The following is a 13,198-nucleotide window of genomic DNA, read 5'->3' on the forward strand; positions in this document are numbered from 1 at the left end:
CGCCGCGCGTGCGGCGGAGATCACCAGATGCTGGCGATCCGGGCCGCGAGCGTAACCAGAGCGAGCAACAGCGCAAGGCAGACCCAATAGGTCGGCGCCTCGCTGTGCGCGGAAGCTGCCGTCTCCAACACGGCTTCGGTTCTGGTCTTACGCAACGCCACTGGAACTCGAGACTTTTCGGAAAGACAAAGCCCCGGACGTATCCGGGGCTTCTGCTGCAGGTCGGACGCTTATTTCAGCGAGCTGCTGATCGAGCCGAACTTGGCGTTCAGCGAGGTGCCGAGGTTGTTGACGACGGTGATGATCGCGAGCGCGATGCCGGCGGCGATCAGGCCGTACTCGATGGCGGTGGCGCCGGATTCATCCTTCACGAAACGCGCAATCAGGTTCTTCATGAGCAAAACTCCATGTGGGTGTGGGGTGGCCTCGTTCGGCGCAATTCTCAAGCGTTGTGAGGATGAGAGCCCAGCCGTTGCGGTACGGTTAACCTGATCACGGAAACTCGATCGTGGCGTGATGCTTTTCAGCAGAGTCAATTTCCTCTTAAGGCGCGCGCTCGAATTTCGAGGCATCGGCGGCCCGCGGCAACAATGGCCGCCGATATGCAGTGCGGCTTCACGCTCCCTTAAATTTCGAAGCGTAGGCGTAGAGCCGATACAGATGAGAAGTGAGACGCTGATGTCGAGCCTGCCCATGGACGTCGCCTTGATGCTTGGCGAGACCATCGCAAAGGTCATTCCCGTTACCGCGGCGCTCGCGGTGGTCTTCACGGTGCTCGAGCATTTCTGGGCCTGCAATCCCGGCGTGCCGTGGTGGCGCAAGCGCGAGATCGTCACCGACATCTGCTACTGGTTCTTCGTGCCGGTGTTCGCCCGCACGATGCGGATCGGGCTCTTGATCGTCGCGGCTGGCGTCGTCTTCAACATCCACGATCCCGACGAGCTGATCGCCTTCTACGACAACGGCCATGGTCCGCTGTCGGAGCTGCCGCTATGGGCGCAGGCGGCGCTGTTCCTCATCCTGTCGGATTTCATGCTGTACTGGCTGCACCGGCTGTTTCACGGCGGCGGCTTCTGGAAATACCACGCGATCCATCATTCCTCGGAGGAACTGGGCTGGATCTCGGCGGCACGCTTTCATCCGGTGAATCTGGTGCTGGGCACGATCGGCGTCGACGTCGTGCTGCTCACCGTCGGCATCTCGCCGAACGTGATGATCTGGCTCGGGCCGTTCACCACCTTCCATTCGGCCTTCGTGCACGCCAATCTCAACTGGACGCTCGGACCGTTCAAATACGTGCTGGCGACGCCGGTCTTTCACCGCTGGCACCACACCTCGCTCGAGCAGGGCGGCAATACCAATTTTGCCGGCACCTTTCCGCTCTGGGACATCCTGTTCGGGACCTTCCGGATGCCGGCGAACGAGCTGCCGCAGGAGTATGGCAAGGACGAAGCGGAGATGCCGAGCGAGATCGGCGGCCAGCTTGCCTATCCGTTCCGCCACTAGATCGGGGACCTCGCGCGCCCACCGGAAAGGCCGGGCCGCAGCCGCCGTTCGCCCGAGTTGCATCAGCTTCATTAACGTCACTTTGACGTCTGGCCGGCTATCTTCCAGAACGGCGGAGAATCCGCTCGGGGTAGTGTGAGAGTAAAGTTATGAAGCCCGCGCGTTTTATTGTCCTGGCGATCGCCCTCATAGCCGGCGCCCTCGCTGCCTATCTCGCAAGCAGTTCGTCGGATAGCGGTCCCCCGCCGCCTCAACAAGTCGCCCAATTGCCGACCGTTGACGTTCTTGTGGCCAAGATCGACATCGGATTGGGACAGACGGTCGGCCCCAACGAACTTCAGTGGCAGACGTGGACGCAATCTTCGGCCAGTGGCAGTTTCATTCGCCGTCCCGATCGTCCCGAAGCAATCACGCAAATTACCGGTTCGATTGCGCGTCAACCGTTCATCGCGGGTGAGCCGATCCGAGAGCAGAAACTGGTCAAGGCAGACGGTTCCGGCTTCATGGCGGCCATCCTGCCCTCGGGCAAGCGCGCAATTTCGACCGAGATATCTGCCGAGACTGGCGCAGGCGGCTTCATATTGCCGAATGATCGCGTGGACGTGATCCTCACGAAGCGCGAGAAACCGCCTGCCAACTCGGAGGGGCCTCAGACCGACAGCATTTCGTCGCAAGCCATTCTGACCAACATACGTGTTCTTGCGATCGATCAGGCCCCCAAAGAGAAAGAGGGGCAGAATGCGGTTGTGGGCAGGACCGCCACCCTGGAGTTGACCCCCAGCGAAGTCGAACTGCTGGCTGCATCGCGTCAGAGCGGCACCCTATCTCTCGCATTGCGCAGCATTGCCGACAACGAGAAGAAGGTCGTTGCCGAGAACGACACCAGCAACCTCATCACAGTCTATCGTGGCGCCTCCACCACGGAGGTGCTCAACTGCAAGCCCTTGTGTGGCCGAAAATAGCCTCCATTGCGCCGACGCAGTCGCGATCGGAAATTGGTTTACGCGGTGTTAGCGGCACGATCCGTGCTCGGCCGATCGTCTGAAAACCAATCACTTTCTACTATCCGAGCAGCAGATGGTCGCTGCCGCTGGGGACCTTCCTTGATGCCATCGCCTGCCGTCTGGACGTTTTCGAGCCGCAGCATGATGCAGCGGTTTCGCCGCAACCGCCGCGGCTCTGCGGCGGTCGAGTTCGCGCTGGTCGCGCCGATCTTCTTCGCGCTGCTGTTCGCGATCCTCGAGACCGCGATCATGTTCTTCGCAGGCCAGGTACTCGAGACCGTCACGCAGAATTCCGCGCGCTCGGTCCTGACCGGCCAGGCGCAGTCCGGCTCGGTGTCGGCCTGCGCGGTCTCCGGGGTTGCGGCGGCCTGCACGCAGACGACGTTCAAGAACTACGTCTGCACCCAGATCCCGGCGCTGTTCTTCGATTGCAGCAGTCTCTACGTCGACGTCTCGAGCTATTCGTCGTTCTCGGCGGTCACGCTGCCGAGCCACATCGATTCGGCCGGCAATTTCGATACGAACATGGGCTACAGCGCCGGTAGCGCCGGCGACATCGTGGTCGTCCGGCTGTTCTACCAGTGGCCGCTCTACGTCACCGGGCTCGGCTACAACATCTCGAATCTCGCCGGCAGCAAGCGCCTCCTGGTGGCGACGGCCGCCTTCAAGAACGAGCCCTATTCGAACTGAACGGATCCGAGCGGAGCCATGCAGGCGATTGCGAACATCTGGCGAAGCGCCGCCACCGCCGCGCGCGATTTCGGCGCAGACAGCCTCGCGCTGGCGGCGACCGAGTTCGCGGTGGTGGTGCCGCTGATGCTGGTGATGTTGTTCGGTACCGTCGAGGTTTCGTCGGGGGTGGCGATCGACCGCAAGGTCACGATGATGGCGCGCACGCTGTCCGACCTCACTTCGCAATCGACGTCGGTCGGCGACACCGACATGACCAACTTCTTCGCTGCGTCCTACGGCATCATGACGCCGTACTACGACAGCACGGTCACCTCCGCGACGATCAGCGAGCTCTACATCGATCCCACGAGCAAGGTGGCGCGCGTGCAATGGAGCAAGGGCTCCTCGCCGCGCTCGCAGGCCTCGGTGGTGACGATCCCCACGACGCTCGCGATCGGCGGCACCTATCTGATCTTCAGCGAGGTCAGCTACGTCTACACGCCGACGATCGGCTACGTGCTCAAGAACGCGATCACGCTGAGCGACGTCGCCTATGCGCGCCCGCGCCTGTCCACCTGCGTCTGGTACAGCCCGTCGACGACCTGCACGACGTACTGAGCCGATCGGATTTTTGGGCATGAAAAAAGGCCGTGCGCGACGCACGGCCGTTTCGTTTGCTCAAGTCCGCTTGGAGCGGGACAGCCTTAGCCGGCGGAGCGGAGGTTGTCGGCGGCCGACTTGCCGGACCGACGGTCGGCCACGATCTCGTAGGAGATCTTCTGGCCTTCGCGCAGCGTGCCGAGGCCGGCCCGCTCCACGGCGCTGATGTGCACGAACACGTCCTTGCCGCCGTCGTCGGGCTGAATGAAACCATAGCCCTTGGTCGCGTTAAACCACTTCACGGTTCCCATGCTCACGTGGGTAGTCCCTTCTCAGATAACACAATGTCAAAGCCCACTCTCGCGGGCTGGTTCGATCGAATTTTTGGAAGGGTCGTCAGCGTGTCTGAACCGGCTGTACCGGTGGATGCTAATGTCGTCCGGCCGAAAATCGATTAATTCATTTTATTGGAAAGGGGGTCTCAAAACAATCCTGACGTGCACGATTTTTTGATCCGCCGCCCGGGCGGGCGGCAGATCACATCAGGCCAGAACTCTACTTCCGTACCGCGGCGCGGCCGCGGGCCTTAACGGCGGCGGAATTGTCCGCCGCGCTGAGCCGCGCCCCGCGGCGGACCGCCGGTCGGACCCGGACGTTCGTCCTTATGCCGGAAAATCAGCCGTCCTTTCTCCAGGTCATAGGGCGACATCTCTACAGTTACGCGGTCCCCCGCCAGCGTCTTGATGCGGTTCTTCTTCATCTTGCCGGCGGTGTAGGCGACGATCTCGTGCCCGGCGTCGAGCTGCACACGGTAGCGTGCGTCGGGGAGGATTTCGGTGACCAGTCCTTCGAACTGGATCAGCTCTTCCTTAGCCATGAATTTCTCCAGGTCGTGGGACGGCTAGTGCGAATAGGGTTTGCGGTTGGGCCGACCGTTCGGACGACTCTCGCGGCGTAAAAACGCAACGCCTTGTATCCCATCGGAGTGGCCGGCGCCATGCGCGGGACGCTGTTCCGGCCGATCGTTTGGTGACGAATTCACCTTACCACCGGAACGGCGGCGGCGAGACCCCTTTGAGGCCTTGTGGGCGTCGCCGGGCCTGCCATCCACATGCCGTCCGTCGCCATGCCGACCATCGCCATGCCGCGCGCCCTGCGGGCGCGGACCCGGGCGGCCCGGACGATGCTGCTTCGCGGGAGCAGATGGCGCATGCGCCGCTTCGCGGCCGGCGTCGGTGCGGTGATCCTCGCGCGGGAGCGCGACGCGGATCAGGCGCTCGATGTCGCGGAGATAGCTGAGCTCCTCACCGCCTGCGACCAGCGAGATCGCGGTGCCGTCGGCGCCGGCCCGTGCGGTGCGGCCGATGCGGTGGACATAGGTCTCCGGCACGTTCGGCAGGTCGAAATTGATGACGTGGCTGATGCCGTCGACATCGATGCCGCGGGCGGCGATGTCGGTCGCCACCAGGGTGCGGATCTCGCCGGAGCGGAACTGGGCCAGCGTCCGCTCGCGATGGTTCTGCGACTTGTTGCCGTGAATGGCGTTGGAGGCGATGCCGGCCTTGGCCAGCGTCTTCACCACCTTGTCGGCACCGTGCTTGGTGCGTGTGAAAACCAGCGCGCGGTCGATCGGCTCGTCCTTCAGGAGCTTGGTCAGGAACGCGGGCTTGGCGGAGAAATCCACCTGGATGATGCGCTGGCGGATGCGTTCCGCCGTCGAGGACACCGGGGTGACGGCGACGCGGGCCGGGTCGCGCAGCATCGAGTCGGCAAGCTCGGCGATGTCCTTCGGCATGGTGGCGGAGAAGAACAGCGTCTGGCGCTTGATCGGCAGCTTGGCGACGATTTTGCGGACGTCGTTGATGAAGCCCATGTCGAGCATGCGGTCGGCTTCATCGAGCACGAGGAACTCGACGCTGGAGAGCTTCAGCCCGTTGCTCTGCACGAGGTCGAGCAGGCGGCCGGGGGTGGCCACCAGCACTTCGACGCCCTGCATCAGCGAGCGGACCTGGCGGCCCATCGGCACGCCGCCGATGGCGAGCGTGGAGGACAGGCGCATGTGGCGGCCATAGGCGTTGAAGCTGTCGAGGATCTGGCCGGACAGCTCGCGGGTGGGCGACAGCACCAGCACGCGGCAGGTCTTGGGCTGCGGCTTGACGCGGTTGTCCAGTAGGCGGTGCAGGATCGGCAGCGCAAAGGATGCGGTCTTGCCGGTGCCGGTCTGGGCAATGCCGACGACATCGCGTCCGGTCAATGCCAGGGGGATGGTCTGGGCCTGAATGGGGGTTGGCGTGACGTAATTTTCTTCTTTGAGGGCACGCGAAATGGGATCGGCCAGGCCGAAGTCCTGAAAGGAAGTCAAAAGAGGGGTTCTTTCCATGTCAAAAGCGAGCGCCCACGCTGTTTCCGCGTGGCGCGCGCAAGGGTGTCGAGAAGACACCTGCGTGTTTGGGGTGTCGGATTGCTTGATAAGAGGGGCAAGCCAGAGGCCCAAACGGGCTTAAGAACACGCGGCTCGCTACGACCCCTTGATCATTCGAATGATTCGTTGGGGTTTCGGAGCTTGATATGGAACATCCCGGGGGCGCTTTCAAGGCGGCGCGGCCGCAGGTTGGCATTGCGGTGCACGAATAGTTATGCCGGAAAATTAGACAGCGAGCATTTTTTGATCAAAAAATAGACTGGATGCCGCATAAGCATACATTTTTTCTGCTCAAGATTTAAGCGGACCAAGTGTGGCAAATCCTTGGTTCCAGCAAGATTCTTATTTAAAACCAAAGACTTATCTGTCCCCAAGCCCATGGCACGGTTCTTGCGATTCCGTTAACCGCTGGCGGCCGTGGGGCCGTTCGCAGCGTTTTCACGTCTGCGTCAGGGAGATGATAGCTCATGCTTACTAAATCCACTCACGATATAGCGGCGTCATTTAGCCGCCGCGGCTTGCTCGCCGCGACCGCCGGACTGATGCTGGGTCTGGCTTCCATTACCGGCGCAAAGGCCGCAGACGACACCATTAAGGTCGGCGTGCTGCATTCTCTCTCGGGCACCATGGCCATCAGCGAAACCACGCTGAAAGACACCATCCTTTTCCTGATCGACGAGCAGAACAAGAAGGGCGGCGTGCTCGGCAAGAAGCTCGAGGCCGTCGTCGTCGATCCCGCTTCGAACTGGCCGCTGTTCGCCGAGAAGGCGCGCGAGCTGATCACCAAGGACAAGGTCGCCGTCGTGTTCGGCTGCTGGACCTCTGTGTCGCGCAAGTCGGTGCTCCCGGTCTTCAAGGAGCTGAACAACATCCTGTTCTACCCCGTGCAGTACGAGGGTGAGGAGAGCGAGCGCAACGTGTTCTACACGGGTGCGGCGCCGAACCAGCAGGCGATTCCCGCCGTCGACTACCTGATGAAGGATGAGAAGGTGAAGCGCTGGGTGCTCGCGGGCACCGACTACGTCTATCCGCGCACCACCAACAAGATCCTGGAAGCCTATCTGAAGTCGAAGGGTGTCGCCCAGGAAGACATCATGATCAACTACACGCCGTTCGGTCACTCCGACTGGCAGACGATCGTGGCCGACATCAAGAAGTTCGGCTCGGCCGGCAAGAAGACCGCGGTGGTCTCGACCATCAACGGCGACGCCAACGTTCCCTTCTACAAGGAGCTCGGCAACCAGGGCATCAAGGCGAAGGACATCCCGGTGGTCGCGTTCTCGGTGGGTGAGGAAGAGCTCGCCGGCATCGACACCAAGCCGCTGCTCGGCCATCTCGCCGCCTGGAACTACTTCCAGTCGATCAAGACTCCGGCGAACGAGAAGTTCATCAAGGAGTGGCAGGCCTACACCAAGAACCCGAAGCGCACCACCAACGACCCGATGGAAGCGCATGTGATCGGTTTCAACATGTGGGTGAAGGCGGTCGAGAAGGTGAAGTCGACCGATCCGGACAAGGTGATCGATGCGCTTCCCGGCATCGAGGCACCGAACCTGACCGGTGGCACCTCCAAGATGCTGCCGAACCACCACATCACCAAGCCGGTGTTCATCGGCGAGATCAAGGGCAACGGCCAGTTCGACGTGGTCTGGAAGACCCCGAGCCTCGTTCCGGGCGACGCCTGGTCGAAGGAGCTGGACGGCTCCAAGGACCTGATCGGCGACTGGGTCGAGAAGAAGTGCGGCAACTACAACGTCAAGACCAACAAGTGCCTCGGCTCTGGCTCCTGATCCAGGCCTGACTTGACTGTACGAAACGGGGAAGGCGGCGATCCCGCCGCCTTCTCCACCCATTTCTGCCGGGGTTATTCACAGTGCTCGCCAACTTGCCAGCCCGTCTCTGTGCGCTTGCGCTCTCGTTATTCCTGATCGCGTTCGCGCTGCCGGCCTTCGCCGGTCCGTTCGAGGATGCGGTCGCCAAATTCGCCAATGACGATTTTTCCGACACGGATGAGGCGATCGGCGTCGTCGCGAGCAGCGGCAACAAGCTGGCCTTTCCGATCATCAGCGCGCTCCAGGACGGCCGTCTCATGGCCGACCCCGACAGCAAGAAGGTTTACGTCGTCGGCGCCGACGGCAAGTCGATCGATGCCGCAACCGGTGAGCCCGTCGCCAGCGTTCCCGACAGCGCGAGCGCGGTGCGTCTCAACAACCGTCTGCGCCGCAGCGTCGATGCCGCGCTCGGCAGCCTGACGCTTCAGTCGCCGGATCTGGCGGTGCGCCTGCAGGCTGCGCAATCCGTCTTCAAGTCGCACGAGGAGACCGCACTCGAGGCGGTCGATGGCGCGCTTGCCAAGGAAACCAACAAATCCGTCAAGGTTGCGCTCGGCGAAGCCCGCGCAGCGATCCTGCTGTTCAAGTCCGACGCCACCGAGGTCGAGAAGCTCGAGGCGGTCGCCACCCTCAAGGCGCGCGGCGACCAGGAAGCGTTGGCGCTGCTGACCGGCATGGGCGACCAGCCGGCTTCGGTGACCAAGGCCGCGGCAAGCGCGATCGGCTCGATCCAGAGCTCGCTCGCGGTCTGGTCCACGGTGCAGAATGCCTGGTACGGCCTGTCGCTCGGCTCGGTGCTGCTGCTCGCCGCGATCGGCCTCGCCATCACCTTCGGCGTGATGGGCGTCATCAACATGGCCCATGGCGAGATGGTGATGCTTGGCGCCTACACCACCTTCGTGGTGCAGGAGGTGATCCGCACCCGCTACCCCGCCTTGTTCGACTATTCGCTGCTGATCGCCGTGCCGCTGGCCTTTCTGGTCTCAGGCGCGATCGGCGTGCTGATCGAGCGCAGCATCATCCGCTTTCTCTACGGCCGCCCGCTCGAGACGCTGCTTGCGACCTGGGGCCTGTCGCTGGTGCTCCAGCAGGCGGTGCGCACCATGTTCGGCCCGACCAACCGCGAGGTCGGCAACCCCTCCTGGATGAGCGGCGCCTTCGAACTCGGCCAGATCACCATCACCTATAACCGGCTCTGGATCCTCTGCTTCACGCTTGCCGTGTTTGCGATCCTGCTCGCGATGCTGCGCTACACCGCGCTCGGCCTCGAAATGCGCGCGGTGACGCAGAACCGCCGCATGGCGGCCTCCATGGGCATCGCCACCTCTCGCGTCGACGCGCTGACCTTCGGCCTCGGCTCCGGCATTGCCGGCATCGCCGGCGTCGCGCTGTCGCAGATCGACAATGTCAGTCCCAATCTCGGCCAGAGCTACATCATCGACAGCTTCATGGTCGTGGTGTTCGGCGGGGTTGGCAATCTCTGGGGCACGCTGGTCGGCGCCTTCACGCTCGGCATCGCCAACAAGTTCCTGGAGCCGGTCGCCGGCGCCGTGCTCGGCAAGATCGCGATCCTGGTCCTGATCATCCTGTTCATTCAAAAGCGCCCGCGCGGCCTGTTCGCGCTCAAGGGCCGTGCGGTGGAAGCATGACCCCTCACATGCTCACGCGATCGCTGGACCGCGGCGCGACGATGTTTCTCGCCATCGTCGCCGCCTGCGGCATCCTGATTCCGCTCTCCAACCTGCTGTTGCCCGCCGGCTCGTTCTTCCAGGTGCCGACCTATCTGGTCGCGCTCTGGGGCAAGTATGTCTGCTACGCGATCCTGGCGCTGTCGATCGACCTGATCTGGGGCTATTGCGGCATCCTCTCGCTCGGCCACGGCGCGTTCTTCGCGCTCGGCGGCTACGCCATGGGCATGTACCTGATGCGGCAGATCGGCACCCGCGGCGTCTACGGCAATCCGATCCTGCCCGACTTCATGGTGTTCCTGAACTGGCAGAAGCTGCCCTGGTACTGGTACGGCTTCGACATGTTCTGGTTCGCGGCGCTGATGGTGCTGTTCGTGCCCGGCCTGCTCGCCTTCTGCTTCGGCTGGCTCGCCTTCCGCTCGCGCGTCACCGGCGTGTACCTGTCGATCATCACGCAGGCGATGACCTATGCGCTTCTGCTCGGCTTCTTCCGCAACGATTTCGGCTTCGGTGGCAACAACGGCCTGACCGACTTCAAGGACATCCTTGGCTTCAACGTGCAGGCGGAGGGCACGCGTGCCACGCTGTTCGCGCTGAGCTGCCTTGCCCTGATCGTCGGCTTCCTGATCTGCCGGGCCATCGTCACCTCAAAGCTCGGCAAGGTGCTGATCGCGATCCGCGACGCGGAATCGCGCACGCGCTTCCTCGGCTATCGCGTCGAGTCCTACAAGCTGTTCGTGTTCACGGTGTCGGCCTGCATGGCCGGCGTCGCCGGCGCGCTCTACGTGCCGCAGGTCGGCATCATCAACCCCTCCGAATTCGCGCCGGGCAATTCGATCGAGGCGGTGATCTGGGTCGCGGTCGGCGGCCGCGGCACCCTGGCAGGCGCGGCGCTCGGCGCCGTCGTCGTCAATTATGCGAAGACCTTCTTCACCTCGGGCGTGCTCGCGCCCTACTGGCTGTTCATGCTGGGTGCGCTGTTCATCCTAGTGACGCTGCTGTTGCCGAAGGGCATCGTCGGCACCTTCAATGCCTGGTGGGAGCCGTTCAAGGCGAAGAACGGCGTGGCAAACGAGGCCGCCGAGGACGGCGTCAGCGAACCGAAGATGGCGGAGTAGGCGGAAATGAACGTCATGGATACCCGCGCGACTTCCGCGATGCTCTATCTCGACGGCGTGCACGTCTCGTTTGACGGCTTCCATGCCATCAACAACCTGTCGCTGACGCTGGCGCCCGGCGAGATGCGCGCCATTATCGGCCCGAACGGCGCCGGCAAGACCACGATGATGGACATCATCACCGGCAAGACCAAGCCGGACGAAGGCACCGTGCTGTTTGACGGCGTCACCGACCTGACGCGCCTCGACGAGACCCGCATCGCCGAGCTCGGCATCGGCCGCAAATTCCAGAAGCCGACCGTATTCGAGAGCCAGACGGTCGAGGACAATCTCCTGCTCGCGCTCAATGTCGATCACAGCGTCAAGGGCACGCTGTTCTGGCGCGGCAGCAAGGCGGAATCCGAACGCATCGAGAAGGTGCTGGAGACGATCCGGCTCACCGATGCGCGGGGTCGCCTCGCCGGCAGCCTAAGCCATGGCCAGAAGCAGTGGCTTGAGATCGGCATGCTGCTGGCTCAGGATCCGAAGCTGCTCCTGGTCGACGAGCCCGTCGCCGGCATGACCGACGTCGAGACGCACCTCACCGCCGAGCTGCTCAAGGAAATCAACAAGAACCACACCGTGATGGTGGTCGAGCACGACATGACCTTCGTCCGCGAGCTGGGTGTGAAGGTCACCTGCCTGCACGAAGGCTCGGTGCTTGCCGAAGGCACCATCGACCAGGTCTCGTCCAACGAGCGGGTCATCGAAGTCTATCTGGGACGCTGAGCGATGCTTGAGGTCAAGGACATCAACCTGTTCTACGGCGCAGCGCAGGCGCTGCGTGGCGTCTCGATCGCGGCCGAGCCCGGCAAGGTGACTTGTGTGCTCGGGCGCAACGGTGTCGGCAAGACCTCGCTGCTCCGCGCCATGGTCGGGCAATATCCGATCTCCTCGGGCGCGATCGTGTTCGATGGAAGCGACATCACAGCGCTGAAACCGTATGAGCGCGCGCGCAAGGGCATCGGCTTCGTGCCGCAGGGCCGCGAGATCTTTCCGCTGCTCACGGTCGAGGAAAATCTCAAGACCGGTTTCGGTCCGCTCAAGCGCGACGACCGCCATATCCCCGACGACGTGTTCTCGCTGTTCCCGGTGCTGCAATCCATGCTCGGCCGCCGCGGCGGCGACCTCTCCGGCGGCCAGCAGCAGCAGCTCGCGATCGGCCGCGCGCTGGTAATGCGGCCAAAACTGCTGCTGCTCGACGAGCCGACCGAGGGCATCCAGCCCTCGATCATCAAGGACATCGGCCGCGCCATCTCGTATCTCCGAAACCTCGGCAACATCGCCATCGTGCTGGTCGAACAATATCTCGACTTTGCCTGCGAACTCGGCGACAGTTTCGCGGTGATGGATCGCGGCGCGGTGAAATACACCTGCGACCGCTCCAACCTCGATCCCGGCGAGATCAGCCGCCAGATGGCGCTGTAAGCCTTTCATTCTGCCGCGACCGGCTGGGGAGGCGGATGCGCAGCGACGTTTCAACCAATTCTTCTAGCTTGGAGTCTTTGGTGTTCGACGCCAACCGCGCCCGCGGCGCGGTACGCTTCGACGTCCATGCGCGCGAGGGCGTGACGCGGCGCGGAGCCCTGCATGAGTCCGGCTCCTTGCGCGTGCGTTTTCCCTCGCCGGAAGGCGAGGGGCTCTCCGGCGTGTTCGTCAACACTGCAGGTGGGGTTGCCGGAGGGGACCGCTTCGATGTCGAGATTTCGGCGGGCGAAGGTACGCGCCTGACGTTGACCACGGCGGCGGCCGAGAAGGTCTATCGTGCGCCGGGCGCGGCCGCAGAGCTCAATATTGCCCTGAAGGTCGCCGCGGGCGCGCATCTGTCCTGGCTGCCCCAGGAGACGATCCTGTTTGATCGCGCCCGTGTCCATCGCCGCTTCGACATCGTGCTCGATGACGCGGCCTCGCTCCTGCTCTGCGAGATCGTCGTGTTCGGCCGCACCGCGATGGGTGAGCGCATGGAGCAGGGCGAGTTCGTCGACCGTTGGCGGCTCTCCCGCGGCGGCCGGCTGGTGTTCGCCGAGACCGTCAGGCTCGACGGCGATATCGGCGCCAAGCTGGCGCGCCCTGCCGTCGCCAAGGGTGGCGCCGCGATCGGCACCGCGCTGATCGTCCCAGGCAATGAGGCCCTGGTCGAGCGCATCAGGGAAGCCTCGGAATCTTTCGTCGGCGAGGTCGGGATATCCGCCTGGAATGGCTTTGCAATGGCGCGGTTCTGTGCCCAAGATGCGGCCGCGTTGCGCGCCGACATGATGGCGGTGCTGGCGCGCACCGGCGCCGCGCTGCCACGGCTATGGCTGAATTGATGAACTAA

15 protein-coding genes are annotated in these 13,198 nt (G+C 63.3%); 10 read left to right on the forward strand and 5 right to left on the reverse strand.

The features are described 5' to 3' along the window. Positions 1-20: 20 nt before the first annotated feature. Both QQL28_RS20170 and QQL28_RS20175 read right to left on the reverse strand, forming a co-directional pair. Positions 21-155: a hypothetical protein gene (locus tag QQL28_RS20170; RefSeq protein WP_284268102.1), complete on the reverse strand. Its 135-nt coding sequence runs from the start codon at positions 153-155 to the stop codon at positions 21-23. 75 nt (positions 156-230) lie between these two features. Beyond that, the gene (locus tag QQL28_RS20175; protein ID WP_284268043.1) at positions 231-395 is read right to left on the reverse strand and encodes a Flp family type IVb pilin; all 165 of its coding nucleotides are present in this window, start codon (positions 393-395) and stop codon (positions 231-233) included. Between the two features lie 283 nt (positions 396-678). Between QQL28_RS20175 and QQL28_RS20180 the strand changes: the two genes are divergently transcribed. The 4 genes from QQL28_RS20180 (at position 679) to QQL28_RS20195 (ending at position 3,800) form a co-directional block, all read left to right on the forward strand. Beyond that, positions 679-1,506, forward strand: coding sequence for a sterol desaturase family protein (locus QQL28_RS20180; RefSeq protein ID WP_284268044.1), 828 nt, complete (start codon positions 679-681; stop codon positions 1,504-1,506). Between the two features lie 149 nt (positions 1,507-1,655). Further along, positions 1,656-2,468, forward strand: a complete 813-nt coding sequence (gene cpaB / locus QQL28_RS20185; protein WP_284268045.1) for a Flp pilus assembly protein CpaB — start codon at positions 1,656-1,658, stop codon at positions 2,466-2,468. A 144-nt stretch (positions 2,469-2,612) separates the two neighbouring features. Next, positions 2,613-3,200, forward strand: a complete 588-nt coding sequence (locus QQL28_RS20190) for a TadE/TadG family type IV pilus assembly protein (RefSeq protein ID WP_284268046.1) — start codon at positions 2,613-2,615, stop codon at positions 3,198-3,200. Between the two features lie 18 nt (positions 3,201-3,218). Further along, positions 3,219-3,800 carry a TadE/TadG family type IV pilus assembly protein gene (locus QQL28_RS20195; RefSeq protein ID WP_284268047.1) on the forward strand — a complete coding sequence of 194 codons (582 nt, stop codon included), beginning with the start codon at positions 3,219-3,221 and terminating at the stop codon, positions 3,798-3,800. An 86-nt stretch (positions 3,801-3,886) separates the two neighbouring features. Here QQL28_RS20195 and QQL28_RS20200 read toward each other — a convergent pair whose 3' ends face one another. The 3 genes from QQL28_RS20200 to QQL28_RS20210 all read right to left on the reverse strand — a co-directional run bounded on the left by QQL28_RS20200 (position 3,887) and on the right by QQL28_RS20210 (position 6,162). Further along, positions 3,887-4,099 carry a cold-shock protein gene (locus QQL28_RS20200; protein ID WP_283038183.1) on the reverse strand — a complete coding sequence of 71 codons (213 nt, stop codon included), beginning with the start codon at positions 4,097-4,099 and terminating at the stop codon, positions 3,887-3,889. Positions 4,100-4,368: 269 nt separating this feature from the next. Continuing rightward, positions 4,369-4,659: a translation initiation factor IF-1 gene (infA, locus tag QQL28_RS20205; protein ID WP_284268049.1), complete on the reverse strand. Its 291-nt coding sequence runs from the start codon at positions 4,657-4,659 to the stop codon at positions 4,369-4,371. Positions 4,660-4,683: 24 nt separating this feature from the next. Beyond that, on the reverse strand, positions 4,684-6,162 hold the full coding sequence (locus QQL28_RS20210) for a DEAD/DEAH box helicase (RefSeq protein WP_284268050.1): 1,479 nt from the start codon (positions 6,160-6,162) through the stop codon (positions 4,684-4,686). A gap of 509 nt (positions 6,163-6,671) precedes the next feature. Here QQL28_RS20210 and urtA point away from each other — a divergent pair. The 6 genes from urtA to QQL28_RS20240 all read left to right on the forward strand — a co-directional run bounded on the left by urtA (position 6,672) and on the right by QQL28_RS20240 (position 13,190). After that, positions 6,672-7,994, forward strand: a complete 1,323-nt coding sequence (urtA, locus tag QQL28_RS20215; protein ID WP_284268051.1) for an urea ABC transporter substrate-binding protein — start codon at positions 6,672-6,674, stop codon at positions 7,992-7,994. A gap of 83 nt (positions 7,995-8,077) precedes the next feature. Next, complete coding sequence (urtB, locus tag QQL28_RS20220) at positions 8,078-9,685, forward strand: urea ABC transporter permease subunit UrtB (protein ID WP_284268052.1); 1,608 nt, start codon at positions 8,078-8,080, stop codon at positions 9,683-9,685. After that, positions 9,682-10,842: an urea ABC transporter permease subunit UrtC gene (gene urtC / locus QQL28_RS20225; RefSeq protein ID WP_284268053.1), complete on the forward strand. Its 1,161-nt coding sequence runs from the start codon at positions 9,682-9,684 to the stop codon at positions 10,840-10,842. Before urtB ends, urtC begins: the two co-directional genes overlap by 4 nt. Positions 10,843-10,848: 6 nt before the next feature. Continuing rightward, positions 10,849-11,610, forward strand: a complete 762-nt coding sequence (urtD, locus tag QQL28_RS20230) for an urea ABC transporter ATP-binding protein UrtD (RefSeq protein ID WP_284268054.1) — start codon at positions 10,849-10,851, stop codon at positions 11,608-11,610. A gap of 3 nt (positions 11,611-11,613) precedes the next feature. Next, positions 11,614-12,309: an urea ABC transporter ATP-binding subunit UrtE gene (gene urtE / locus QQL28_RS20235; RefSeq protein ID WP_284268055.1), complete on the forward strand. Its 696-nt coding sequence runs from the start codon at positions 11,614-11,616 to the stop codon at positions 12,307-12,309. Positions 12,310-12,344: 35 nt separating this feature from the next. Beyond that, positions 12,345-13,190: an urease accessory protein UreD gene (locus QQL28_RS20240; RefSeq protein WP_284268056.1), complete on the forward strand. Its 846-nt coding sequence runs from the start codon at positions 12,345-12,347 to the stop codon at positions 13,188-13,190. The last annotated feature ends 8 nt before the right edge of the window (positions 13,191-13,198 follow it).

It is taken from the genome of Bradyrhizobium iriomotense (assembly GCF_030160715.1).
GTDB lineage: Bacteria > Pseudomonadota > Alphaproteobacteria > Rhizobiales > Xanthobacteraceae > Bradyrhizobium > Bradyrhizobium iriomotense.

What these genes read in the sequence shown, in the direction of transcription:
- QQL28_RS20175 (WP_284268043.1), bottom strand. Translation starts at nt 395, where the DNA reads ATGAAGAACCTGATTGCGCGTTTCGTGAAGGATGAATCCGGCGCCACC.
- QQL28_RS20180 (WP_284268044.1), top strand. Translation starts at nt 679, where the DNA reads ATGTCGAGCCTGCCCATGGACGTCGCCTTGATGCTTGGCGAGACCATC.
- cpaB (WP_284268045.1), top strand. Translation starts at nt 1,656, where the DNA reads ATGAAGCCCGCGCGTTTTATTGTCCTGGCGATCGCCCTCATAGCCGGC.
- QQL28_RS20190 (WP_284268046.1), top strand. Translation starts at nt 2,613, where the DNA reads ATGCCATCGCCTGCCGTCTGGACGTTTTCGAGCCGCAGCATGATGCAG.
- QQL28_RS20195 (WP_284268047.1), top strand. Translation starts at nt 3,219, where the DNA reads ATGCAGGCGATTGCGAACATCTGGCGAAGCGCCGCCACCGCCGCGCGC.
- infA (WP_284268049.1), bottom strand. Translation starts at nt 4,659, where the DNA reads ATGGCTAAGGAAGAGCTGATCCAGTTCGAAGGACTGGTCACCGAAATC.
- QQL28_RS20210 (WP_284268050.1), bottom strand. Translation starts at nt 6,162, where the DNA reads ATGGAAAGAACCCCTCTTTTGACTTCCTTTCAGGACTTCGGCCTGGCC.
- urtA (WP_284268051.1), top strand. Translation starts at nt 6,672, where the DNA reads ATGCTTACTAAATCCACTCACGATATAGCGGCGTCATTTAGCCGCCGC.
- urtC (WP_284268053.1), top strand. Translation starts at nt 9,682, where the DNA reads ATGACCCCTCACATGCTCACGCGATCGCTGGACCGCGGCGCGACGATG.
- urtD (WP_284268054.1), top strand. Translation starts at nt 10,849, where the DNA reads ATGAACGTCATGGATACCCGCGCGACTTCCGCGATGCTCTATCTCGAC.
- urtE (WP_284268055.1), top strand. Translation starts at nt 11,614, where the DNA reads ATGCTTGAGGTCAAGGACATCAACCTGTTCTACGGCGCAGCGCAGGCG.
- QQL28_RS20240 (WP_284268056.1), top strand. Translation starts at nt 12,345, where the DNA reads ATGCGCAGCGACGTTTCAACCAATTCTTCTAGCTTGGAGTCTTTGGTG.